At 64.7% G+C, this 24,181-nt stretch carries 18 protein-coding genes; 8 read left to right on the forward strand and 10 right to left on the reverse strand.

All coding sequences use genetic code 11. The features are described from left to right. The first annotated feature begins 30 nt into the window (after positions 1–30). Both rhuM and ISS97_RS14030 read left to right on the forward strand, forming a co-directional pair. Positions 31–1,014: a RhuM family protein gene (rhuM, locus tag ISS97_RS14025; RefSeq protein WP_379985800.1), complete on the forward strand. Its 984-nt coding sequence runs from the start codon at positions 31–33 to the stop codon at positions 1,012–1,014. Between the two features lie 164 nt (positions 1,015–1,178). Beyond that, positions 1,179–1,697, forward strand: a complete 519-nt coding sequence (locus ISS97_RS14030) for a DUF2127 domain-containing protein (RefSeq protein WP_379985799.1) — start codon at positions 1,179–1,181, stop codon at positions 1,695–1,697. A 10-nt stretch (positions 1,698–1,707) separates the two neighbouring features. Here ISS97_RS14030 and ISS97_RS14035 read toward each other — a convergent pair whose 3' ends face one another. From ISS97_RS14035 to xerD, 6 genes are all read right to left on the reverse strand, one after another. Then, positions 1,708–2,619 carry a DMT family transporter gene (locus ISS97_RS14035; protein ID WP_379985798.1) on the reverse strand — a complete coding sequence of 304 codons (912 nt, stop codon included), beginning with the start codon at positions 2,617–2,619 and terminating at the stop codon, positions 1,708–1,710. Beyond that, positions 2,616–3,491, reverse strand: a complete 876-nt coding sequence (locus ISS97_RS14040) for a glycosyltransferase family 2 protein (protein ID WP_379985797.1) — start codon at positions 3,489–3,491, stop codon at positions 2,616–2,618. The genes ISS97_RS14035 and ISS97_RS14040 overlap by 4 nt, the downstream gene beginning before the upstream one ends. A 132-nt stretch (positions 3,492–3,623) precedes the next feature. After that, on the reverse strand, positions 3,624–4,367 hold the full coding sequence (locus ISS97_RS14045) for a hypothetical protein (RefSeq protein WP_379985796.1): 744 nt from the start codon (positions 4,365–4,367) through the stop codon (positions 3,624–3,626). Positions 4,368–4,684: 317 nt separating this feature from the next. Continuing rightward, on the reverse strand, positions 4,685–8,545 hold the full coding sequence (gene purL / locus ISS97_RS14050) for a phosphoribosylformylglycinamidine synthase (RefSeq protein ID WP_379985795.1): 3,861 nt from the start codon (positions 8,543–8,545) through the stop codon (positions 4,685–4,687). A 236-nt stretch (positions 8,546–8,781) separates the two neighbouring features. Next, entirely contained in the window at positions 8,782–9,543 is a 762-nt protein-coding gene (locus ISS97_RS14055; RefSeq protein ID WP_379985794.1) for a DsbC family protein, read from the reverse strand. A gap of 111 nt (positions 9,544–9,654) precedes the next feature. Next, a complete protein-coding gene (gene xerD / locus ISS97_RS14060; RefSeq protein ID WP_379985793.1) occupies positions 9,655–10,584 on the reverse strand; it encodes a site-specific tyrosine recombinase XerD in 930 nt (309 codons plus the stop codon). Positions 10,585–10,610: 26 nt separating this feature from the next. On the opposite strand from xerD, the gene ISS97_RS14065 reads away from it, so the two are divergent. The 5 genes from ISS97_RS14065 (at position 10,611) to ISS97_RS14085 (ending at position 15,141) form a co-directional block, all read left to right on the forward strand. Then, positions 10,611–11,108 carry an RDD family protein gene (locus ISS97_RS14065; protein ID WP_379985792.1) on the forward strand — a complete coding sequence of 166 codons (498 nt, stop codon included), beginning with the start codon at positions 10,611–10,613 and terminating at the stop codon, positions 11,106–11,108. Between the two features lie 127 nt (positions 11,109–11,235). Continuing rightward, positions 11,236–11,988, forward strand: coding sequence for a class I SAM-dependent methyltransferase (locus ISS97_RS14070; RefSeq protein ID WP_379985791.1), 753 nt, complete (start codon positions 11,236–11,238; stop codon positions 11,986–11,988). A 99-nt stretch (positions 11,989–12,087) separates the two neighbouring features. Next, on the forward strand, positions 12,088–13,341 hold the full coding sequence (locus ISS97_RS14075; RefSeq protein WP_379985790.1) for a polyhydroxyalkanoate depolymerase: 1,254 nt from the start codon (positions 12,088–12,090) through the stop codon (positions 13,339–13,341). 114 nt (positions 13,342–13,455) lie between these two features. Next, positions 13,456–14,163, forward strand: a complete 708-nt coding sequence (locus ISS97_RS14080) for a helix-turn-helix domain-containing protein (protein ID WP_379985789.1) — start codon at positions 13,456–13,458, stop codon at positions 14,161–14,163. 36 nt (positions 14,164–14,199) lie between these two features. Then, entirely contained in the window at positions 14,200–15,141 is a 942-nt protein-coding gene (locus ISS97_RS14085; RefSeq protein ID WP_379985788.1) for a nitroreductase family protein, read from the forward strand. Between the two features lie 43 nt (positions 15,142–15,184). Here the strand turns inward: ISS97_RS14085 and ltaE are convergent, their stop codons facing one another. Next, on the reverse strand, positions 15,185–16,204 hold the full coding sequence (gene ltaE / locus ISS97_RS14090) for a low-specificity L-threonine aldolase (protein WP_379985787.1): 1,020 nt from the start codon (positions 16,202–16,204) through the stop codon (positions 15,185–15,187). Positions 16,205–16,371: 167 nt separating this feature from the next. After that, positions 16,372–19,668, reverse strand: a complete 3,297-nt coding sequence (locus tag ISS97_RS14095; RefSeq protein WP_379985786.1) for a TonB-dependent receptor — start codon at positions 19,666–19,668, stop codon at positions 16,372–16,374. Positions 19,669–19,967: 299 nt separating this feature from the next. Between ISS97_RS14095 and ISS97_RS14100 the strand changes: the two genes are divergently transcribed. Next, on the forward strand, positions 19,968–21,737 hold the full coding sequence (locus tag ISS97_RS14100) for a glucan ABC transporter ATP-binding protein/ permease (RefSeq protein ID WP_379985785.1): 1,770 nt from the start codon (positions 19,968–19,970) through the stop codon (positions 21,735–21,737). Positions 21,738–21,908: 171 nt separating this feature from the next. Here the strand turns inward: ISS97_RS14100 and lptG are convergent, their stop codons facing one another. Both lptG and lptF read right to left on the reverse strand, forming a co-directional pair. Continuing rightward, a complete protein-coding gene (lptG, locus tag ISS97_RS14105; RefSeq protein WP_379985784.1) occupies positions 21,909–23,009 on the reverse strand; it encodes an LPS export ABC transporter permease LptG in 1,101 nt (366 codons plus the stop codon). Beyond that, positions 23,009–24,118, reverse strand: coding sequence for an LPS export ABC transporter permease LptF (gene lptF / locus ISS97_RS14110; RefSeq protein WP_379985783.1), 1,110 nt, complete (start codon positions 24,116–24,118; stop codon positions 23,009–23,011). Before lptF ends, lptG begins: the two co-directional genes overlap by 1 nt. Between the last annotated feature and the right edge of the window lie 63 nt (positions 24,119–24,181).

Raw genomic sequence — 24,181 nt, forward strand, 5'->3', positions numbered from 1 at the left:
GTATGCTCTACGTACTTGGGAGCGTTCGCCATGACTGAAGCAGATACCAACGAGGTCCTGATCTATCAGAATGAGGATGGGGTCGTTGTCACGGAAGTGCGCTTGACGGGCCAGACCGTTTGGCTGCGCCAGGAGCAAATGGGGCGACTGTTCGGGCGCGAGCGCTCGGTGATCTCCAAGCATCTTCGCAACGTGTTCAAGGAAGGCGAATTGGCCGAAGAGGGCAATGTGCAAAATTTGCACATTGCCGGATCGGACAAGCCAGTACGGTTCTATAGCCTCGACGTCATCATTTCGGTGGGCTACCGGGTCAAATCCGTCCAGGGCACCCGCTTTCGCCAATGGGCGACAGGCGTCCTTCATCAGCACCTGACCAGGGGTTATTCCATCCAGCGTCAGCGCTTCGAAACGAACGCGCGCGAGCTGGAGGCCGCCCTACAATTAGTGCGAAAGACAGCGCGAAGCCCGAAACTGCAAGCTGACACCGGCCGCGGGCTGGTGGACATCGTCAGCCGCTACGCCCAGACCTTCCTGCTGCTGCAACGCTATGACGAAGGCCTACTGGCCGAACCGCCTGCGCAACCGGGCGGCGACTTGCCAACCCTGGCCCAGGCGCGCAAAGCATTGGCTGAACTCAAGGCAGACCTGATCGCTCGCGGCGAAGCAACCATGCTGTTCGCGCAAGAGCGAGACGATAGCTTGGCCGCGCTACTCGGCAATCTGGATCAGAGTGTGTTTGGCGAACCCGCCTATCCGACGATAGAGGCCAAGGCTGCTCATCTGCTGTACTTCGTGATCAAGAATCACCCTTTCAGCGATGGCAACAAACGCAGCGGCGCGTTCCTTTTCGTCGATTTCCTGAATCGCAATGGCCGGCTATTGGATGCGAGTGGGCAGCCGGTCATCAACGACATCGGCCTCGCCGCCCTCGCGCTGCTCGTAGCGGAATCCGCTCCGACACAGAAAGACACCATGATCCGGCTGGTCATGAATATGCTCGCCACTCCGGCCTGACGCATTCTGCAAGCGATGTCCAAGGGCTTGAAGCCACACGGCCAGGCCGCATCTCCCTGACTCGAAGCTTGCTTCCGTCCCGACACAGCGTTTGTTCGACTTTGAGTATTCCGCCCCGCACTGTGCCGGGAGACAATGTCCGGACCACCCAGCCCCCAGCAGCCATGCCCCATCGCGACCACCACCTCACGCAGCCGAGCTCCGAGATCGAGGCCCAGCACAGTCTCGGCCTGCGCATCATCGCGATTTACAAGGCCATCAAGACCGTGTGCCTGATCGTGGTAGCGATTGCGGCGTTCCGCCTGATCCAGCCGGACCGCTTCCATCACATGCTGCACTGGCTGGAGCATCTGCCGCTGACCGACAGCAATGGCCTGCGCTGGAAGCTGGTCGATCTGCTGGAGCAGATGGGGCCGAGCAAGTTTGTCGCCGTCGGCATTGTGGCCCTCGGCTACGCGGCGATCTTCGCCACCGAAGGTATTGGACTGTGGCTGCGCAAGCACTGGGCGGAGTGGTTCACGGTGATCGCCACGGGCTCGCTGATTCCGCTGGAACTGTACGAGTCGGTGGCGCACTTCACCTGGCTGAAACTGGCGGCGTTGGTGGCGAACGTCGCCATCGTGATCTACCTGGCGCGCATCGCCATGCAGCCACGGCCGCCCAAGCACACCGCGAAGACCTGAGCTGTCGCGCTCATACGTCGTGATGTGCGGCCTCGGCATGCAATGCTGAAGCGGCGCCCTGCCGTCGCGGCATCAGCTCCACCAGATACATGGCTGCCAACACCAGCGCTCCACCGGCGAGCATGCGCCAGGTCAGCGACTCGCCGCCGAGCACGACGGCAAACGCCGCGGCGAATACGGGCTCGGTAGTCATCACGATGGCCGCACGCGTCGCGCTGAGGTGCGATTGCGCCCAGGTCTGCATGAGCATGGCGCCCGCACCGGCCGCCAACGCCATGTACAACACGGCCAGCCAAGCACCGCCATCAGGCGGCAAGGTTGGACCGTGTGGCAAGGTGGCGAGCAGGCAGATCAATGCGATCGCCAGCATCTGCACCGTCGACAACGCAAACGCGCTGCCGGGCCGCGACCACAGACCAAGGCCCACGATGTGCAACCCGTAGAGCAATGCCGAAGCCAACGTGATCCACACGCCATAACCCAGGCTCATGCCACGCAACGCCAGCAGAGCCAGCCCACCCACGGCGAGCAGTACCGCCAGCCATGTCACCCCCGGCAGGCGCTGGCGCAACAGCACCGTGCCCAGCAACGGGGTGAACACCACGTACATGCCAGTGGCAAAGCCGCTGATGCTGGCTGAGGTGTGTTCCAGGCCGGCGGTCTGCAGCAGTTGTCCGATGCCGTACACCACGCCGAGCAATAAGCCTTGCCGCCACTCGGATCTCGACAATCGCCACAGATGCCGATGGAACAGGATCAGCATCGACAGCGCCGCGATGACGAAGCGCACCGCCAGGAAATCGGCCACCGGCATGCGGCCGATCAGATCCTTGATCAGGAAAAAGGTGGAGCCCCAGATCGTGGTGACGGAAATCAGCCCCAGCGTGGCGAGCGTCGACAGGCGCGACGCCTGCGCACTCATACGCTGACCGGAACCGCACGACGCCTGAGCAAGCGCCACCATTGCCTCGGTATCTGCAGTAGAAAATGCGCCCAGATGCCGCACCAGACGACAGCGGCGAGCCACGGCCTGCGCGCTGCCGGATCGAACTTGCGGAACCAGCGCCACATGCCGCGATGCTTGTGCCAGCTCACGAACACCGGCCGATGCCGACTGGAGCCACCCTTGCCGTGAAGCACGCGCACATTGCCCGCCAGCCACACCTGATAACCCGCATCGCGCGCCCGGCGGCACAGGTCGAGATCTTCGCAATGCAGAAAATAGGTCTCGTCGAAACCTTTCAGGTATTCAAAAGCGCGGCGCGGCATCAGCATCAATGCGCCAGAAACGTTCTCCGCTTCCACCGGCTCTGACGGCATCTGGCCGTCCATAGTGACGCCCCCGCCGGCCACGCCAAACAGGCTGCGCAATGCTCGGCGCATCAGCGGATCGCGACGGTACGACGCGGGATCCGGCACACCTTGCGCATCGCACACGACGGCGCCGATCACGCCGGCCTTCGGATGCGCACTCAACAGATCGAGCATCCGGTGCAGGCTATCGTTGTCCAGCATGCAGTCCGGATTGAGGATCAACAGCACCTCGCCGCGCGCGCGCGCCGCGCCGCGATTCACTGCCGGGCCAAAGCCCAAATTGGCATGGTTGTAGAGCGGCCGTAGCCGCGGTTCACCCTGGTGCGCCCGCTCGATCGCCTGCGGCATACCATCGGTCGAGCCGTTGTCGACCAGGATCAACTCCAGCGGCACATCGCAGGCCATCACGTGACGTACACAATCGCGCAACGTCGGCCCACTGTCGGCGGCCACCACGATCACGCTGACAGCAACAGGCAAAGAAGCTTGGAAAGCAGAAGTATTCACTGCGCAAGTATGTAGGAGCGCACCCTGTGCGCGATAGCCGCGGCCGTGGCGGAATATGCATGCGTCAGGTGAAGACGCCCATGCTGCCGCCAGCCCGGCGCGCTGCTACTCGCCAAGAACCTCGTGCAGCGCCACGGGCAGGTCATCTTCATGCCGCGCCAGCCAGGGCCATTCGCCGTTTTCCCAGCCGCACAGTTGCCAGCCGCGTGGGCGATGCCATCTTCCACGGTCGCGATCGCACAGCACATCGCCGCGCCCTTCCGGCAAGCTGGCCACGAACCAGCGTCCCGAAGGACTGAAGGCATGCCGAGGACTGAGCCGGTCGACAACGGAGCCATCCGCAAACACATAGCGTCCCGTGCCCGATGCCTGCGCCTCATAACGCACCATGCCGCCACGCGGATCGGCGAACTCCCCGCCGGCCTCATCCCATGCAACCGCTTGCAGTTCGATGATGTGTGCGGCCGGTCCAATCGGCGCCATCGCCATATCGCGCCATTCAGGCGTGGCTTTCGCCTTGGCCTGACGGCGCACGCGGTGGAACAACAGCGACTCCAGCAAGGCGACCAACGAGAAGCCGACCAGCGCGCCGAGCAAAGCCGCGCCCCACGCCAGCAGATCGCCACCCAGCGCACGCTGCAGCGCAAACAGACATCCCGGCAGCCCCCATTTCAAACCCTGTCGGCAGGCCTCACTAAGGCTGGCCGAGCGCCGCGCATACCACACCGCACCGGCGGTGGCTCCCAGCAGCAGAATCAAGCCCAGCCACCACGGCAGCAAGGCGAGCAGCACCATCCAGCCTGCCAGCAATAGCAGGTGGGCAAACCTGGGGCCGAAGGGAACGGTCACGCCCGCTCCTTTAGAGTCTGCTCCCTATCTTTTCGTGGCCCGCGCCGGGAGCTGTTTGCGCGCCAGCCAAGGAAGAGGGAGGGAGTGTACGTCCGTACACGACCGAGCGATGACGCCGGCTGGCGCGCAAACAGACCCGGCCCTTCGGGTTGAGTGTCGCCGGGCGCCATGCGGCGGTGCGCGGCTTGGCCTGGCAGCCAGCCAGGCGCTGCGCCACGCTCCACCACCTGACGCCCGGCGACACTCAACGCGGGCCACGAAAAGATAGGGAGCAGACTCTTACAAAAAGGGCACGCCATAAGCGTGCCCTTTCATGATCAGCCGCACCACACCCGTGCGTTGCGGAACATGCGCATCCAGGGCGAGTCCTCGCCCCACTGCTCCGGATGCCAGCTCATCTGCGCGCTGCGGAACACGCGCTCGGGGTGCGGCATCATGATGGTCACGCGACCGTCGGCGGCAGTGAAGCCTGCCAAGCCACCGGGCGAACCGTTCGGGTTCAGCGGATAGTGCTCGGTCGGCCTGCCGCGGTTGTCGACGAAACGCACGGCGCCACCGGACTTCGACGGGCTGCACACCTGCGGGAAGCTCACCCGGCCTTCGCCGTGCGCCACCGCCACCGGAATGCGCGAACCGGCCATGCCCTTGAAGAAGATGCTCGGCGAGTCGAGCACTTCCAGCGTGGCAAAGCGGCCTTCGTACTGCTCCGACGTATTGCGCAGGAACTTCGGCCAGTGCGCCGCGCCGGGGATGATGTCCTTCAACTGCGACAGCATCTGGCAGCCGTTGCACACGCCGAGCGCGAACTTGCTGCTGTCGGCGAAGAACGCCGTGAACTCCGCGCGCAGCATGTCGTTGTACATGATTGACGTGGCCCAGCCGCGACCAGCACCGAGCACGTCGCCATACGAGAAACCGCCGCACGCCGCGAAACCGCGGAAGTCGGCCAGCTTAATGCGGCCACTGGCGAGGTCGGACATATGGACGTCCACCGCCTCGAAGCCGGCACGGTCAAACGCCGCCGCCATTTCCACCTGACCATTCACACCCTGCTCGCGCAGGATCGCCACGCGCGGGCGTTCGCCCTTGGCGATGAGTGGCGCCGCCACGTCCTGCGCCGGATCGAAGGTGAGCTTGGGACTGATGCCCGGATCGGTATCGTCCAGGCGCCATTCCAGCTCCGCCTCGGCGGTGAGCGGGTTGTCGCGCAGGCGCTGCATGGCGTGGCTGGTTTCGTTCCACGCGGCGAACAGCTCGGTCCACTTCCAGGCGTGTTGCTTCTCGCCACCGTTGAAGAGCTTGATGCCAAGCTTTTCTTTCGGATGGCCGATGCGATAACTCATACCGGCCAGGCCGTGCTTCACCAGGAGCGCCTCGAAGGCTTCGCGGTTGGCCTGGGCCACCTGCACCACCGCACCGAGCTCTTCGTTGAACAGCGAGCGCAGCGTCGCATCGCCCCAGCCTTCGAGCTGGATCTCCAGGCCGCAGCGGCCGGCGAAGGCCATCTCCAGCAAGGTAACGATGGCGCCGCCGTCGGAGCGATCGTGATAGGCCAGCAGCAGGCCGCTGGCATTCGCTTCCTGCACCAGATCGAACAGCGCCTTCAGACGCTTCGCGTCGTCCAGGTCCGGCGGCACGCCGCCGCCGCGATTGAAGACCTGGGTCAGCGCCGAGCCACCAAGGCGGTCGCGGCCATCGCCGAGGTCGAGCAGCCACAGGTCCGAGTCGCCGCGATCCAGACGCAGCTGCGGCGTCAGTGTGCGGCGCACGTCGGTGACGCGCGCGAAACCAGTGATCACCAGCGATACCGGCGACACCGTGCGCTGCGGCTGGTCGCCGTCCTTCCACACGGTCTGCATGGAAAGCGAGTCCTTGCCGACAGGAATCGAGATATCCAGTTCGGGGCACAGCTCCATGCCGACAGCCTTGACGGCATCGAACAAGGCGGCGTCCTCGCCGGGGTGGTTCACAGCAGCCATCCAGTTCGCCGACAGGCGAACTTCGCTCAGCGACGCAATGGGTGCGGCGGCGAGATTGGTGATCGCTTCGCCCACGGCAAGGCGCGCAGCGTCAGCGCTGTTGAGCAGTGCCACCGGCGCGCGCTCGGCCATCGCCATCGCTTCACCGGCATAACCGTCGAAGTCGGAGATGGTGACCGCGCAATCGGCCACCGGCACCTGCCACGGGCCCACCATCGGATCGCGATGGTTGAGGCCGCCGACGGTGCGATCGCCAATGGTGATAAGGAAGCTCTTGCTGCCCACGGTAGGCAAGCGCAGCACGCGAAGCAGCGCTTCATCCATGCCGATGCCGGTGAGGTCGGGCACCAGGTCGATGCGCGGCTTGATGCGCTTCGCATCGCGATGCATGCGCGGCGGCTTGCCGAACAGCACATCCATCGGCAGGTCGATTACGGTGAGATCGCGGCGCGGATCGCGCACGGTCAAACGACGCTCCGCGGTCGCATCACCCACCACCGCATACGGGCAACGCTCGCGCACGCAGTAGGCTTCGAATTCCGCCAGGTCGGCCGGCTCGATCGCCAGCACGTAGCGCTCCTGCGATTCGTTGCTCCACACCTGCATCGGCGACAGCGATGGGTCGTCGCATGGCACCTTGGAGAGATCGATCACACCGCCGACACCAGCGTCGTTGAGCAATTCAGGAATGGCGTTGGAAAGACCGCCCGCACCCACGTCATGGATGCTGACGATCGGATTCTTGTCGCCACGCGACCAACAGCTATCGATCACCTGCTGGCAACGGCGCTCCATCTCGGCGTTGTCGCGCTGCACGGAGGCGAAATCCAGTTCCGCACTCGACGTACCGGAAGCCACCGACGAAGCAGCGCCGCCGCCCAGGCCGATCAGCATGGCCGGACCGCCCAGCACGATCACCTTGTTGCCCGGCTGCACGTCGCGCTTCTGCACGTGGTCGGCGCGCATATTGGCCAGACCACCGGCGATCATGATCGGCTTGTCGTAGCCGCGGCGCACGCCGGCTTCGCCCGTCTCGTGCTCGTAAGTGCGGAAATAGCCACCCAGACACGGACGGCCAAATTCGTTGTTGAACGCAGCGGCGCCGAGCGGGCCATCGCGCATGATCTCGAACGCACTCGCCATGCGCGGCGGCAGCGGGCGATCGACTTCCCACGGCTGCGGATGGCCGGGGATGCGCAGGTCGGAAACGGAGAAACCCGTGAGGCCCGCCTTCGGCTTGGCGCCACGACCGGTGGCGCCTTCGTCGCGGATCTCGCCGCCCGCGCCAGTGGCAGCACCGGGCCACGGAGCAATCGCGGTCGGATGGTTGTGCGTCTCCACCTTGATCGCGTATTCGATGCGCTCGTCGTGCTTGCGCCACACGCCCGCTTGATCGGTGTAGAAGCGCTTGCCTTCGTTGCCTTCGATCACCGCAGCGTTGTCCTTGTAGGCGGACAACGTGTAGTTCGGCGAATGCTGGTGGGTGTTCTTGATCATGCCGAACAGGCTCTTTTCCTGAGCCTCGCCATCCAGCGTCCAACTGGCGTTGAACACCTTGTGGCGGCAGTGCTCGGAGTTGGCCTGGGCGAACATGAAGAGTTCGGCGTCGGTTGGATCGCGACCCAGCTCGGCGTAGCGCTCGGCGAGGTAGTCGATCTCGTCCTCGGCCAGAGCCAGGCCCAGTTCGGCATTGGCCTTGGCCAGCGCGCCGCGGGCGTCGCTACCCAGCGCGATATGCACCAGATCGCCCGGCTTGCCGGCCAGGAACAGGCCCTTGGCGTCGTCGATATGGTGAAGCACCGATTGCGTCATCGCATCGCGCAGCACGGCCATGACGGCGTCGTGATCCGGCGCGCCCGCTTCCGGCAGGCCGACCGCCTGGTAGGCGACACCGCGCTCCACCCGGCGCACCGCGAAACCGGCGCCATGCAGAATGTCGGTGGCCTTGCTCGACCACGGCGAAATCGTGCCCAGACGCGGCACCACCCATAGCGAAGCGTTATCGGTCGCGGTGTCCTTCGCCTCCAGCACTTCCAGCAAACGCTGGCGCTGCTCGCCCTCCGGGGCGACATCGGCATCGATGAAGTAAACAAACCACGAAGCCTGCACACGAGCGCCGCGATGCAGGGCATCCAGGCGGGCATTGAGGCGTTCGAGGCGGAACGGCGAAAGGGCGCTCTGCCCGTCGAGTGCGATCATGCGGGGAACGGGAGCTATGCGGAGGAAACGCGCATTCTACCCTATGCTGCAGGACAACATCGGCCAGGGGCTCGAAAGCGCATAGCGGCGCCGCTTTGAGGCCCCTCCCCTCGGGAGAGGGGTTGGGGTGAGGGTTCGGTGTTTGCGGCGCCCCTCAACGGGTCAGTCCGCCCGAACCCCCATCCGCCCGCCGACACCTTCTCCCGAAAGGGAGAAGGGTTCAATCTTGAGGTTTATCAGCCCCCGGCCGCCTTGTTGCGCTTGTCCAGCGCCTTCAGGAGCTGCTCCGGCGTCATATACCCGCCCAGCACGCTGCCGTCCTCGGCCACGATGGTCGGCGTGCCGGTGACGCCCAGGCGCACGCCCAGCTCGAACTCATCCTTCACCGGGTTGGCGCAGGTGGCGTCCTTGGGCTTCTTGCCCGACTTGGCGGCGGTAAAGGCAGCCTTGCGGTCGGCCGCACACCAGACCGACACCATCTCGGTATAGGTCGGCGTCGGGTTGCCGGCCGTGCTGTTCACACCCTCACGCGGCCAGGCGATGTATTCCAGCGCGATGCCGGCCTTGTTGAAGTCGGCCACATGCTCATGCAGCGCGCGGCAGTAACCGCAGTTGACGTCGGTGAACACGGTGACCGTATGCAACGGCTTGGCCGGCGCAAACACGATGCGGTCGGCCGCCGGCACCTTGGCCAGTTCGGCCTTGCGGAACTCGGCCCAGCCGGCATCGCTGATGTCTTTCTTGCTGGCGAGGTCGATCAGGTTGCCGGTCATCATGTATTTGCCATCGGCGCTGACATAAACCAGCTGGCCGGAGGCGATCACCTGATAGAACCCCGGCAGCGGCGAAGGCTTGATCGACTCGATCTTGACCTTGGCGAGACCCAGCACCGCCTGGCGCACGATGGTCTCGGCACCGGCCGGCGCCGCCACATCGGCCGCAATCGCCTGGAAGGTCAACGCGCTGGCGCACAGGGCCAGCAACCACTTCTTCAACATGTCAAACCTCGCTCGCTTCCATTTCCGCGCTCGGGAATGGCGGCGGAAGCGTTGGATTCTCGCACAGGCGGATGAATGACTCCGTCAGACAATTCTCAAAGATTAAGAGAGTTAGCCGCGCGGATGGTGCTGCGCATGCAGCCGCTTGAGGCCTTCCTTCGCCACCAGCGTATAGATTTGCGTGGTGCTCAACGCGCTATGTCCCAGCAACATTTGCAACGCGCGTAGATCGGCGCCGTGATTGAGCAGATGGGTCGCGAAGGAATGCCGCAGCACATGCGGCGAAATGCGTTTGGGCACAATGCCGACCTGCACCGCATAGCGCTTCACCAGGGTCCAGAACATCTGCCGCGTCATGCCCTCCCCGCGCTTGCTGAGGAACAGTGCAGGGGGTTGCCTGCCCTTGGCCAGCACCGGGCGGGCGGTAGCGAGATAAGCCTCGATACGCTCCAGCGCCACCTCGCCCACCGGCACCAGGCGATCCTTGCCGCCCTTGCCGGTCACACGCAGCACGCCCTGGCGCGGATTCAACGCAGCCAGCGGCAGCTCCACCAGTTCGGAAACGCGCAGGCCGGAGGCATACATCAACTCCAGCATCGCGCGGTCGCGCAAACCCAGCGTGGTCTCCACGTCCGGCGCATTGAGCAAGCCTTCGATCTCGCGCTCCGCCAACGCCTTGGGCAGGCTGCGCGGCATCTTGGGCCGCTCGATCAGCAGGGTCGGATCCTCAAACCCCGGCTCGTTACGCGCCACGAATCCGTAGTAACGGCGGAAGGCCGATTGCCGCCGCGCGAGCGAACGCACCGCCACCGGCTGCGCGCCGTGGTACTCGGAAAGATGCTGTCGCCGCGCGGTGTGCAAACTCTGCCCACGCCCGGCCAGCCAGCGTGCCAGCCCCTCCAGGTCGCGGCGATACGCCTCCAGCGTGCGGTCGGACAAACCATCCTCCGACCACACCCGCTCGATAAAGGCGGCGATGCTGCGCTGGTCGGCTTCGGCGATACTTGCGGACTTCTCTGACATGCGCGAGATGCTGGCCATTGCGCGCGCCCGACGCAAGCGAACCGATGAGCACAAGCCTCCAAGCCCCGCCCTGCCCGCTGTGGCGACGCCTGATCGCACTGGTCTACGACCTGCTGGCGGTGCTGGCCATCGTGATGGTGGTGGGCTACGTCTGCCAGCGCATCACCGGCGGCGAACTGATCCACACCGGCGACCATGCGCAGATCGCGTGGTGGTATCAGCCGCTGCAAGGCCTGGTGGTATCCGCGTATTTCATCGTGTCGTGGTTGCGCGGAGGGCAGACGCTGGGCATGCGGCCCTGGCGGCTGCGACTTACCCGCCATGACGGCAGCCGGATCGGCCTGGCGCAGGCGTTGATCCGCGTACTCGTGGCGGGTGCGCCTCTACTGTTGCTGGAAGTGGCGCCCTGGCTCGGAATGCGCGTCGCATTGTGGTCGGTGGTGATCGCATGGGCGGTATGGTTCGCCATCGCCCTGATCGATCCGCGCAAACGCGCCCTTCACGACATCGCCGCGGGTACCGAACTCCGCCGGATCGGGTGATACCCCGTAGGAGCGCACCCTGTGCGCGATGCTCTTCCCGCCCCATCGCGCACAGGGTGCGCTCCTACAGAAAATCCCCCATGAGATTCACACTCGCCTCAGCGTCAGGCGAGCGACACTAACCGGCATGCCCAGCCCATTCGCCCCCACGCAACCCGCGCGCAGCGACGCCGACCTGATCCGCACCAACCGCGGCTTCTACGAATCGCTATGGGCCGACGCCCGCCTGGTTTCCCCTGAGCGCTTCAATACCTGGCCACTGGTACGCGAGCTCGCCGCCGCCGCGCCACGCCGGCTGGAAGTCGCCCCCGGCCTGCGCCCGCGCCTGCCCCTGGAAGGCACCTGCTTCGTCGACCTCAGCCACGCCGCACTGCGCAAGCTGAGCGAACGCGGCGCCGAAGCGGTGCACGGCATGATCGGCGCACTGCCCTGGGCCAATGCCCGGTTCGACCTGGTCTGCGCCTTCGACATTCTCGAACACGTGGCCGATGACGAAAGCGCCCTGGCGGAACTGGCCCGCGTCGCCGCACCAGGCGCCACCCTGCTGATGTCCGTGCCGCTGCACCCGGAAGCCTGGACCGCCTTCGACGATTTCGTCGGCCACTGCCGCCGCTACGAGCCCGCACAGATCGAAGCCTTGCTCGACCGCTACGGCTTCCACATCGAACGCAGCGCGGTCTACGGCATGCAGCCCAAGTCGTCGCGCCTGCTCGAACTCGGCCAGTACTACCTCACCCACCAGCGCGAGCGCGCCATGTGGTGGTACAACCGGGTGTTCATGCCGCTGGGACTGCGCATGCAGAAGCCATTGCAATGGCGCCCGGGAATGGGCGACACGGCGGGCGTCGACGAGGTGCTTCTGGTCTGTCGCAAGCGCTAAGCGACTGATTCAGTTAACCCAACGGTCTTGCGGCATCGCAGCAGGCCGCACCCGGACCGGGTAAGATGCGGCCTTTCCGTCCCCCGGTGGTCTCCCGCCATGCTCTATCAGATCCACGAGTGGCAACGCTCGATCCTCGGCCCGCTCAGCTATTTCGCGGACGCCAGTGCACGGATGCTCACCGACCAAGCCAGCCCCTTCACCCACGTCCCCGGCGCCCAGCGCCTGGCGGCGGGTTACGAGCTGCTGCACCGCCTGGGCAAAGAATACGAAAAGCCCGACTTCGGCATCCACCAGGTCGTGGCGCACGGCCAGGAAATCGCCATCGTCGAGCGCGTAGCGCTGGATAAACCGTTCTGCCAACTCAAGCGCTTCAAGCGCTTCAGCGACGACCCGGACACCATCGAAAAGCTCAAGGCCGATCCGGTTGTGCTGGTGGTGGCGCCGTTGTCGGGTCACCACTCGACCCTGCTGCGCGACACCGTGCGCACCCTGCTGCGCGACCACAAGGTCTACATCACCGATTGGGTCGACGCACGCATGGTGCCGGCCAGTGAAGGCGCGTTCCATCTCGACGACTACGTCGCCTACATCGAAGAGTTCATCCGCCACATCGGCGCACGCAGCCTGCACGTGATCTCGGTATGCCAGCCGACCGTGCCGGTGCTCGCCGCCGTCTCGCTGATGGCCGCGCGCGGCGAAGACACCCCGCTCAGCCTGACCATGATGGGCGGCCCGATCGAGCCACGCAGCAACCCCACCGGCGTCAACAACCTCGCCACCACCCAGCCGCTGAGCTGGTTCAAGGGCAACCTGATCCACACCGTGCCCTCGAACTATCCCGGCCGCGGCCGCGAGGTGTACCCCGGCTTCCTGCAGCACGCCGGTTTCGTCGCGATGAACCCCAACCGTCACCTCAACTCGCACTGGGACTTCTATCTCGACCTGCTGCGCGGCGATCTCGACGACGCCCAGGCACACCGCAAGTTCTACGACGAATACAACGCCGTGCTCGACATGCCGGCCGAGTACTACCTCGACACCATCAACACCGTGTTCCAGCAATTCCTGCTGCCGCGCGGCCTGTGGGATGTGGCGGGCGAACGCGTGAAGCCAAGCGCCATCAAGCAAAGCGCCCTGCTTACTGTCGAAGGCGAACTCGATGACATCTCGGGTCTCGGCCAGACCGAAGCGGCGCACGACCTGTGCAGCGGCATTCCCGCCGATCGCCGCGCACACAAGGTGATCGAAGGTGCCGGTCACTACGGCATTTTCAGCGGGCGACGCTGGCGTGAAGTTGTCTATCCACAAGTACGCGACTTCATTCGGCGCTTTGATCAGCCTGTGGGCTAAGCACCCGGGGCGACATGAACATCGTTCACCGCCTTCCCGTCGCACCGTTGCGATCAGTCATCGATCGCTACTGGAGTTGGGAAGGCCGCTGACGCGCTTCGCCTGCTGCCGTTGATGCCCAGCCCGGGCGGACTGGAGATTTTCTTCCATTACGGCCGTCCGTTTGTCGCGCGCAACGAACGCGGCATGGACACCCTGCCAAGGGCACACCTGACCTGCGTTCGTAAGCAGCCGGTCGAACTGTTCCACCACGGTGGCCTGGGTTTCATCGCCGTACGCATAAAGGCCGGCGCAGGTGCTCGGCTCACTGGCATGCCGGTCGCCTTGTTTGCCGACAGCTTCATCGCAGCGACGGATGTCTGGGGCAAAGCCGCAAACGATTTGCTCGAACAGATCGCGCTGGCATCCTCCATAGACGAACGCGTGGCGCTACTGGATGGCTTTTTTCTGGCACAGCGCCATCGCGCCAGTCGCGGCGCCACCATCGACTTGGCAGTCAATACGTTGCTGCAACAGCCATCGCGCGTAGCCGACATCGCACGAGACATCGGCCTCGGCACACGCCAGCTGGAGAAGCGCTTCCATGCGGCCACTGGACTCACGCCCGCGCGCTTCCGCCGGCTGGCGCGCCTTCGCCGCTCGATCCGCAACCTGCTGCTGGCCCCTCCTCAGGCCACACTCACCACCCTGATCGACACCGCCTACTACGATCAGGCGCAGCAGGTGCGCGAGTTCCGTGAACTCACCGGCTTCACGCCTGGCGAGCTGCGCCGTGCCGCTCCAGACTATTCGCATTTCTACAATCCGCCCTGGCCGAAATGACCGAGGCTGGCGGCTCCCTTCCCTAGGAGCCACGCCATGATCTTCGTTGCCGAACTGCAGGCGCGTGAGGACTCGATCGACACCGTTCACGCGTTGCTTGCCGACCTCGCCAGAACCACCGCCGCCGAGGATGGCGCCCTCGCCTACAGCGTGCGCCAACACCTCGACGACCCCACCCGCTTCCAGGTCAGCGAGCACTACCGCGACCACCTTGCCTTCGAGCAACACATGGCCTCGCCACCCGTACAGCACGCGCTGGCGCGCTTCGCCGAGCTACTACGGGCGCCTCCGGCGGTTGCCCGTTACGAGGAAAAAGCAGCGCTGCCCCAGACCCAAGGCGTCACCCTATCCGTCGCCGATGCCATCCGTCAGCGACGCGCGGCGCGCCACTACCGCCCCGATGCGGTCGATCCACGCGTGCTCGACGAACTCATCGAACTCACTCTCGCCGCACCGTCGAGCTGGAACCTGCAGGATCGCCAGCTAGTGATCATCACCAGCGAAGGCGGACGTCAGGCCTTGGCGCACGCCACTGGTGGGCAGTCACAGCCTCAAGAGGCACCGGTGATGGTGGTCTTTCTTGCCGACTGCATGGCACACGCGCGCGATCGTTCCGACATCGTGAATCTGGCTCGCACCAACGGCGCCTGGAACGAGACCTTCGCCAATTTCTTCGCCGCCGAATCGCAATCCTTCCAGGAAGCGTTGGCTGCTCGTGGCGCACTGCGCGAGTACGCGATCAAAGACGCCATGATCGCCGCCAGCTTCTTCATGCTCGCCGCGCAAAGCCGGGGCCTGGCGACGTCCCCCATGAACGGCTGGGACGAAGCTTTGGTGAAGCGGGCGATAGGCGCCGAGCAGCGCGATGATCCGGCCGTGGCGCTGCTGGTCTCCCTGGGCTACGCAGCGGAACAGCCGCTGGCGCCCGGGAGGCGACCCGCGACGATGAATGTATTTCGAGAGCGGGTGCCGGATTAAGAGCGAGCCCTACGCCCGCCCTTATCCCAGGGGGCGGGCGCAATCAGCCGCCCGTGAAGAAGGTGCGGAACGCCTTCACCGTGCGCGCCACACCGGCATCGTCGATATCCAGATGCGTCACCAACCGCAACGTCGGCAGATAACCGATGCTGATGCGTATCTCCGCCGCGCGAAGATGGACGTCCAAATCCCGCAGGCGCTCCGCCGGCACATCGACAAACACCATATTGGTGTGATGGCCGAGCAGCTTGACACCATGGATTTCACCGAGCTGCGCAGCCAACGACGCAGCGCGCGCATGGTCTTCCGCCAGTCGCGCCACATGATGATCCAGCGCGTACATCCCCGCCGCCGCCAACATGCCCGCCTGGCGCCAGCCGCCACCGGCCACCTTGCGCCAGCGCCGCGCCTTCTCGATCAGCGCCGCCGAACCCACTAACACCGAACCCACCGGCGCACCCAACCCCTTGGACAGGCAGATCGACACGCTGTCGAACAAACCGGCAATTTCACGCGCCGACACGCCGCTGGCAACCGCCGCATTGAACAATCGCGCACCATCCAGGTGAAAACCAAGCCCCCGCGCACGCGCAAAATCACGCGCGGCATGCAGATAACTCAGCGGCAGCACCCGTCCATGCCAGGTGTTTTCCAGTGCAAGCAGCCGCGTGCGTGCAAAGTGGGGATCGATCGGCTTGATCGCCGCCGCAAGCTTGTCCAATGGCAACGTGCCATCCACGTCGTGCGCAATCGGCTGCGGCTGGATCGAACCCAATACCGCCGCACCGCCACCTTCGAACTTGTAAGTATGCGCATCCGCACCGACGAGGTATTCATCGCCACGCTCGCAATGCGACATCAACGCCAGGAGGTTGGATTGCGTGCCGGTAGGCACGAACAGCGCAGCCTCGAAGCCAAGGTCGTCCGCAAGGCGTCGTTGCAGCGCATTTACGGTGGGGTCCTCGCCATACACGTCATCGCCCACGTCGGCCGACAACATGGCTGCACGCATGGCAGGCGTCGGCCTGGTAACCGTGTCGCTGCGCAGATCTACCCATTCCACGTGACTATCCCCGCAAGAACAAAGCATGGAGCTTCGCCTGCTGGCGGTACCGAAGCAAGAGTCTCCGTTTCCCACTCCTTCCCTTCAAACAAGGGAAGGAGTGGGATTTCTTACGCCGTCAGCCCCTAACAAGGGAGACCAGGGTGAGGTAAAGCCTTGCGGTTACCTCAGAACGTGTAGCGCACCGTCGCCTGCAGCGACCAGCGCGACTGCGCACGATCATCTTCCAGCACATAGCCGCCGCTGTTGAAGTTGCCAGCCTTGTCGGTCGGCAAGGCATAGACGTACTTGCCGGTAGCGGGATCGACACCGGCGAAGTTGGCGAGGCTGCGCATGTAGGGGTAGCCCACGTCGCGCACCTGGCCCCACTTCTTATTGAACATGTTCAGCACGTTGAACACGTCCAGGCGCAACTCGCCCTTGTTGCCTTTGAACAGGCCGGGGATTTCCTGGCGGAAAGCCAGGTCGAGTTCGTTGACCCACGGTGAGCGCGCACCGTTGCGGCCGGCGACCTGGCCCTGGTGATCCTTCAAATAGTTCTCGCGCTGGATGAAGGCGTAGAACTGGTCGATGGCCTGCTGCGGCGTGCCCTTCTGGAACTGCACGTCACCCGGGCGCGGGATGTACATCAGCCCTGGCGGTGCGGACAGGCCGCCCGGCTTGATGCCGCTGACGTCATTGCCGAACACCCAGCTATAGGGCTGGCCGGTGTGGCCGTCATAGAACGCACTGATGCTGGTGGCGTAGTCGCCGAAGAAGCGGTGCTGCCAGGTCAGCGAGGCGATCACGCGGCGTGCGATTTCGAAATTGCTGTGGCTGGCCTTGTCGGCGTTGGGGTTGTACACCGCGTCGTTGGCCCAGGCGCTGGCGGCCACTTTCTCATTGCCGGAGCTGACGTCGGTGGAACGGCCGAACACCACGCCCAGCGAACCGGACCAGTCGGAGTCGGCGGTGAACGGGCGGCTGAGCTTGAGCGTGAAATAGTCGGCCGAACCGTTCCGGGTATTGCTCAGGTAGATCACGTTGCCGAACTGCTGATTGCGGTTCGTGCGGGCCGATGCGCAACTACGGTCGGGCGTGGCGCACAGGGTCTGCCCGCTCGGGTTTTTGCCGGTCACCAGGAACGCGTTGGGATCGGTGGTGTTCCAGTAGCTCAGGCGTCCATCCGGCAACGCGCCGTTGGCTTTGCCCAGGTTGAGATCCTGGAAGTACACGCCGTCGCGCGTGGACAGATGCTCCACCTCGGCGGTGAACACCGTGCTCCACCACGGCAGCTGGCGATCGAAGCCAAGACTCATCTTCCACACCGAGGGCATGCGGAAGCGCGCGTCGGTCACGTCCACTTCCGGTGAACCGCCCTTGCGCGCGCCGGCCGGAATCAGCGGGTTGTTCGGATCCGCCGAGAAGCCGAAACCGTTCGACGCTGAGTAGCTCGTCAGCGACACGCCGTTGTTGGTGTACGGGTTGGACAGCCACACGCCCGGAGGTGCGCCTTCCGACAGGCCCACACCACCACGCAGTTGCATCGCGCGCTCGCCGTCGAAGCTGTAGTTGAACGACACGCGCGGTTCGAACAGACCGTTGCCATCGAAAGTGGCGTTATTCGGCACGCCCGGGAACGCGGCGTTGAACGTCGGATTCGCCAGCGGCGACTGGTTTACCTTCGGCAGGTCATAACGGAAGCCGTACTGCAGCGACAGGTTGCCGATCTGCCAGGTGTCCTGTGCGAACAGGCCCCACTGGTTGAGCGTCCAGCGTGCGGCGATGCTTTGCAGGTCGCCGTTGGTCGGGCGGAACACGGTGTACTGGAACCAGTTGTTATTGGCGAAGGCATCGATGCTCGGGAAGGTATACGCGCCGAACTCGGTACGGCCGAACAGGTTGTAGAACTTGTCGCGCTGGAAATCGAAGCCAACCTTGATGCTGTGGTCACCCAAGGCCCAGGTACCGGCGAAGAAGGTATTGAGGCTCTTGATGTTCAGTATGTTGTAGTGGCGGAATTCTTCCTCACCCAGATACACACTCGGCCCGGTGATGGTGCTTCCGCTGATGCTGCCGTTGGTGAACACGCGTACCTGCGGCTGCTGTGCATACGGAATCGGCGTGGCGTCATAGGTGGAGTACGACACCGCCGCCTCGGTGGAGAAGCTGTCGGTCCACGCGTCATAGGCGTTGAGCACATACTGCTTGCTCTCGCGGTTCTTGGTGAACCAGTAGCTGGAAAGGCTCAGGCTCGGTGTCGTCGACGACGTGCTGTAGCCATTGAGGTTCGGCTGGGTGCTCTTCACGCGGTCGAAGCGGAAGCTCACGCGATGGCCGTCCGCGATGTTCCAGTCCAGCTTGAACAGGCCGCGCTTTTCATCCTGGTTGGCACCGGCGGCATTCACCACGCCCGGCTTCATGCCGTGCTGGGCGGCGATCTGTGTGATGCGGTCGATATCCGACTGCGCGATCGGCACGATATTGCCTTTGCCGGAGCCCTGCGGGCCAAAGTTCGGCGCCGCCGCAATGGTCTTCGACTCCTCGACGTTGGCGAAGAAAAACAGCTTGTCCTTGATGATCGGCCCGCCGAAGGTGGCGCCACCGGTCCACTGGCGCTTGAAGCCGGTGAACTGGTGGCCCGCCCTATCCTCGCCCACCATGCCATCGGCATTGCGGTAGGCGTAATAGGCCGAGCCGTGGAAATCGTTGGTGCCGCTCTTGGTGACGATATTGATCGCCGCGCCCACCGCGCGTTTGTTGGCGACATCGTAGTTGGCGGTGGAGATGTTGTATTCCTCGATGGCATCCAGCGCCACCGGCTGGTTCAGCGCCGGCAGGCCGTTGTCTTCCAGGCCGAAGGAATCGTTGGTCGGCACCGCGTCGATGCTGATGTTGTTGTAGCGGCTGTTCTGGCCCAGCGCGGAGATCTCGCCCTTGCTCTTGTTGGTCACCGTGATCATCGGGTCGAGGCGCGCGATGTCCTGGATCGAACGGTTCGGGATCGGCAGCACCTTCAGCTCGCGCTGCGAGACATTGGTGCTGATGCCCTTGGCGTCGGGCTGGAAGATCTGCGCCATCGCCACGGCATCGCTATTGGCGCTGACCTGCACACCCTGCAGGTTGGTCGCGTTCGACGCCGTGGCACCGAGGTTCAGATCGATGCTGCTTTCCTGCGCCAGCTGCAGATACACACCATCTTTCTCACCGGAGGCCTGGCCGTCCTTGCTCACGGTGATGTCGAACGGACCGCCCACGCGCAGACCCTGCGCCTTGTAGCGACCGTCCGCGTCGGTGGTTACGGCCTGGGTGGTGCCGGAGGGCACATGCACGATCTGTACTTTGGCCCCGGCCACCGGCTTGCCGGCGGTGTCGAGCACACGGCCGCTGAGCGATGACGACGTGTTCTGCGCGAATGCGGTACTGCTGATCAATAGCGACGCGATGGCGAGCGGCAACAAGCGCCCGCGAAGACCGACCTTCATGTCTACCCCTTTCCTTGTGACGCGACGGACCCGGTCCGTCCCCAGAGATGCCGCCCAAAGAGGACAGCGAAAGGCCGCAGATTAGATCGCCTGTGTGACGTGTCCGTGATGACCATCCCGATATAGCAAACCCGGTAGGAGCGCACCCTGTGCGCGAAAGCGGCCCCGGGCCGCCACATGATGCGATCTCTAGCTCGCCACCTGATGCGGCCCTGCTTCGCAGGGCTTTCGCGCACAGGGTGCGCTCCTACGCGGTCGTGCGATGCTATTTGCGCCACCACCTACGGGAAGCTGTCGCCTTGTCGTTCCTGCGTCTCTATCTGCGCGTGCTCGGCCTGCTGGCGCCCGAGCGGAATCTCGCCATCACCCTGGCGCTTGCCAACCTCGCGCTGGCCGGCGTGTTCTTTCTCGAACCCATGCTGTTCGGCCGCGTGGTGGACGCACTGGCCGCTCCCACCGCCGGCGGCGCCCCGCGGCTGATTGCGCTATGGGCGCTGGCCGGCTTCGGTGGCGTGCTGGCGAACGTGTGGGTGTCCCTGCATGCGGACCGCCTGGCGCACCGGCGCCGGCTAGCCGCGATCGCGCTGTTCTTCGAGCATGCCGCCGCGCTGCCGATGGCCTTCCACAGCGACCATCACACCGGCCGCCTCGCCCGCATCATGAACAACGGTGTGGGCAACCTGTTCGGCTTATGGCTGAGCTTTTTCCGCGAACACCTCGCCACCCTGCTGTCGATCTTTGTGATGGTGCCGCTGGCGCTATGGATGAACTGGAAGCTGGCGTTGCTGATGATCGCCCTGCTGCTCTGCTTCGCTACCTTCAACGCCATCGCGGTGCGTCGCACGCACCAAGCACAGGGCGAGGTGGAGGAACTGCATCACGAGATCGCCACACGGGCGGGCGATGTGTTCGGCAATGTCACGGTGGTGCAGAGTTTTACGCGGCTAGCCGCGGAATCGGCCGCACTGAAAGAGATGATGACGCGTGTGCTCGACGCGCAATACCCGGTACTGAAGGGCTGGGCGATTCTCTCCGTGCTCAACCGCGCCGCCAGCACGCTGACCATTGTGGCGATCTTTGCATTGGGTAGCGCGCTGCATGCGAAAGGCGAAGTGACTGTGGGCGGTATCGTCAGCTTCGTCGGTTTCTCGATGATGCTGATCGGGCGACTGGAACAGTTCGCCAGCTTTATCTCCAGCCTGTTCTTCCAGACACAATCGCTGCGCGACTTCTTTGGCGTGCTGGACGAGCACCCCGCCATCATCGACGCCCCGGATGCCGAAGTGTTGCCGGTGGTACGCGGCGAAGTGGTGTTCGAGCGGGTGAGCTTCGGCTATGACCCGGTGCAGCCGGCGCTGCACGACCTCAGTTTCCACACCTCACCTGGGAGCACGATTGCCCTGGTCGGCCCGACCGGCGCGGGCAAGACCACGGCGCTCAGCCTGCTCTATCGTGCCTACGATCCAAGCGGTGGGCGCATCACCATCGATGGACATGACATCCGCCATGTCACGCTGGAATCGCTGCGCCAGAACGTGGGCGTGGTGTTCCAGGATCCCGGCATGTTCTATCGCTCGATCCTGGAAAATCTGCGCGTGGGCAAACCGGATGCCGATCTTTCGGAGATCGAAAACGCCGTTGCCGCCGCCGAAGCCGCCGCCTTTATCGCGCGCAAGCCCGAGGGTTTCGAGACCATGGTGGCGGAGCGCGGCCGCTCGCTGTCCGGTGGTGAGCGCCAGCGCCTGGCGATCGCGCGCGCGATGCTGAAGAACGCGCCGATCCTGGTGCTGGATGAAGCCACCAGCGCGCTCGACAACGCCACGGAGGCGCGCATCCAGCGCGCGCTGGATGCATTGACCAAGGGTCGCACCACCTTCGTGATCGCGCATCGCCTGTCGACCGTGCGCAATGCCGACCTGATCCTGGTGCTGGATCAGGGGCGACTGGTGGAACAGGGACGCTTCGACGAACTGATCCGCCAGGGCGGTTTGTTCGCACGGCTGGCGGAAGACGGCAAGTTCGCACCGGATGCGCAGGCCGACGAAGCATCGGCCATCGTTTCACTGTAGGAGCGCACCCTGTGCGCGACAAACCGGCAGGACTGCCGGTTTGCACGGCGAAGCCGCCCTAAGGGTGAGGCCATGGATGGCCCGAGTGAGAGCCCCGTGCAAACGGGGCCGCGTCATGTGGCGGCCTGGCGGCCGCTTTCGCGCACAGGGTGCGCTCCTACGAAAAGCGCGTCAGCCGTGCTTGCGGAAGTACAGCCACGCCGCCAGCGCCAGGATCATCGCCGGCAACAGATTCGCCATCAGCGGTGGCACGCCGTACACCGTGCCGAAGTTCACCATGGCCTTCTGCAGGAAGTACCAGCCGATCGCCAGCAGCATGCCGATGAACATGCGCTTGCCCAGGCCGCCCGAACGCAGCGCGCCGAACGCGAAGGGCATCGCGCACAGCACCAGCACCAGCACGTTGAGCGGGTACAGGGCGCGCGTCCAGAACGCCACCGCGTAGACGCCGGGGTTCTGGTTGTTGGCTTCGAGGTATTTGATGTTGCGGCGCAGGTCGCGCATCGGCAGGTATTGCGGCTGGATCACCGACTGCTCCAGCACCTGCGGATTGAGGCTGGAATCCCAGCGCTGCGTCGTGGCTGTGGTGCTGTGCGTGCCCTGGTCATCCAGGGTGGTGCTGCGCACATCACTCATCACCCACTGGCGGCCGTCGTGCTCGGCGGTCTTGGCCCAGTCGAAACGCGACACCTGGCCATCGTGCGTCAAGGTGAAGACACGCACATCGGCCAACTGCACCGTGCTGTGCGTACCCGTCTGCTTGGCCATGGCGGCCTTCGCATTGATGATGCGCTCGCCGTCGCGCGCCCACAGGCCGGTGTTGGTTGCCATACCCACGTTGCGCGACTTCATGCGCAGCTGCATCGCTTGCGCCTGGCGGTCGCCCCACGGCGCCGCTGTTTCGCCCAGGATCACCACACCCACGATCAGCGACGCGACCACGCCCACCGCCGACGCGCCAATGCGCAGCTTGGACATGCCCGCCGCACGCAGCGCGGTCAGCTCACCGCTGGAGGCAAGGCCACCAAGGCCGAGCAGGCCGCCGATCAGCGCCGCATTGCCGAACATCTCGTACATGCGGCGCGGGAACGTCACCAGGATGTACACCACGGCATTGCTGAGCGTGTAGCCGTTGCGCCCCACCGCGCCGAGCTGGCGCAGGAACTGGATCACCGCGTCGAAGCCGGTAAGCAACAGCCACACCATCAGCAGCGAGCCGAGCACGCTGGTGCCGATCAGCCAATCGACACGTTTGACCCGGAGAGCGGCCATCAGGCGTTGCCTTTGCGCGGCCGGCGGGCCGTGTACTGGTTGCGGAACATCCACGCGGCGGCGGCAAATACCAGCAGGCTGACCAGCCACATCGGGCCGGCGTTGTGCCAATGGCCCTTGACGATCTGGCTGCGGCAGAGCGCGAGCAGATTGAAGTAAAGGAAGAACGCCAGCACCGCCAGCAGCATGCGCCCGTAGCGCGGCTCGCGCGGTGTCTGCCGCGACAGCGGCAGGGACAGCATCATCAGCACTACCGCCATGATCGGCACGGTGATGCGCCACGCGAATTCGGCGCGCGTCTCGGGCGTGGTCCCATGCGACAGCGTGATGGTATCCAGCGTATGCGCGGGATCATCATCACTGTCGTTGTTCTGCACATTGGACAGCGACGCATCGTTGCGCTCGTACTGCATCTTGCGCCAGTTGTCGGCGCCCAGCGGAATCTCGTACTGCCAGCCGTCATGCAGCGACAGGTAGCGGCCGTCGCCGTTGCTGTCCTGATAGAGCTGCCCGCTCTTGCCGGTCACCAGCTTCACTACCGCGGGGCCGTTGTTCTTGCCGGGGCGCTCGGTAACGATCAGGGTATTGCCCAGCACGCTGCCATCGCGGCTGAGCGAATCGACAAAGATGATGCCGCCCTTGCCCGGCAGCTCGGTGAAGCGGCCGGCATCGAGGCCGGCGGCGATCACCGAACGGTTCGCCGCCGCCACCAGTGCATCGGCCGTGCGCGTGGCCCACGGCCCCAGCCACAGCGACACAACGGCCACCAGCGCGACCAGGCAGACGGCGAGCAGTGCCACCGGCCGCAGCAGGCCGAGCGGCCCCATGCCCGACGAAGCCAGCACGTGCATTTCGCTTTCGCGGTACATGCGGCCCAGCGACCAGAACACGCCGAGGAAGCCCGACAGCGGCAGCAGGTTGGAGAGACCGTCGAGCATGTTCAGGCCAAGTACCTGGAACATCACGCTGGCCGGAAAGCTGCCGTTGGCCACTTGCTGCAGCACGCGCGCGAACGCCGAACCGGCCATGATCACCAGCAGCACCACAGCCACGGCGGCCACGGTCTGGGCCAGCTCGCGCAGGAAGTATCGGTCGAGGATGCTCAGCATGAGGTAAAGTGAAGGGCTCCGTGCCTTGCCCCAAGCGGGCCGGCAAACCCCAAGTCTAGCCTG

This window comes from Dyella koreensis, from assembly GCF_044904565.1.
In the GTDB taxonomy this organism is placed as follows: Bacteria; Pseudomonadota; Gammaproteobacteria; order Xanthomonadales; family Rhodanobacteraceae; genus Dyella_D; species Dyella_D koreensis.

Bases quoted from the DNA above. Each gene is read 5' to 3' on its own strand.
- xerD (WP_379985793.1), bottom strand. From the start codon at position 10,584: ATGGCCAGCATCTCGCGCATGTCAGAGAAGTCCGCAAGTATCGCCGAA.
- ISS97_RS14075 (WP_379985790.1), top strand. From the start codon at position 12,088: ATGCTCTATCAGATCCACGAGTGGCAACGCTCGATCCTCGGCCCGCTC.
- purL (WP_379985795.1), bottom strand. From the start codon at position 8,545: ATGATCGCACTCGACGGGCAGAGCGCCCTTTCGCCGTTCCGCCTCGAA.
- ISS97_RS14080 (WP_379985789.1), top strand. From the start codon at position 13,456: ATGCCCAGCCCGGGCGGACTGGAGATTTTCTTCCATTACGGCCGTCCG.
- ISS97_RS14035 (WP_379985798.1), bottom strand. From the start codon at position 2,619: ATGAGTGCGCAGGCGTCGCGCCTGTCGACGCTCGCCACGCTGGGGCTG.
- lptG (WP_379985784.1), bottom strand. From the start codon at position 23,009: ATGGCCGCTCTCCGGGTCAAACGTGTCGATTGGCTGATCGGCACCAGC.
- ISS97_RS14030 (WP_379985799.1), top strand. From the start codon at position 1,179: ATGCCCCATCGCGACCACCACCTCACGCAGCCGAGCTCCGAGATCGAG.
- ISS97_RS14070 (WP_379985791.1), top strand. From the start codon at position 11,236: ATGCCCAGCCCATTCGCCCCCACGCAACCCGCGCGCAGCGACGCCGAC.
- ISS97_RS14055 (WP_379985794.1), bottom strand. From the start codon at position 9,543: ATGTTGAAGAAGTGGTTGCTGGCCCTGTGCGCCAGCGCGTTGACCTTC.
- rhuM (WP_379985800.1), top strand. From the start codon at position 31: ATGACTGAAGCAGATACCAACGAGGTCCTGATCTATCAGAATGAGGAT.
- ISS97_RS14085 (WP_379985788.1), top strand. From the start codon at position 14,200: ATGATCTTCGTTGCCGAACTGCAGGCGCGTGAGGACTCGATCGACACC.
- ISS97_RS14095 (WP_379985786.1), bottom strand. From the start codon at position 19,668: ATGAAGGTCGGTCTTCGCGGGCGCTTGTTGCCGCTCGCCATCGCGTCG.
- ISS97_RS14065 (WP_379985792.1), top strand. From the start codon at position 10,611: ATGAGCACAAGCCTCCAAGCCCCGCCCTGCCCGCTGTGGCGACGCCTG.
- lptF (WP_379985783.1), bottom strand. From the start codon at position 24,118: ATGCTGAGCATCCTCGACCGATACTTCCTGCGCGAGCTGGCCCAGACC.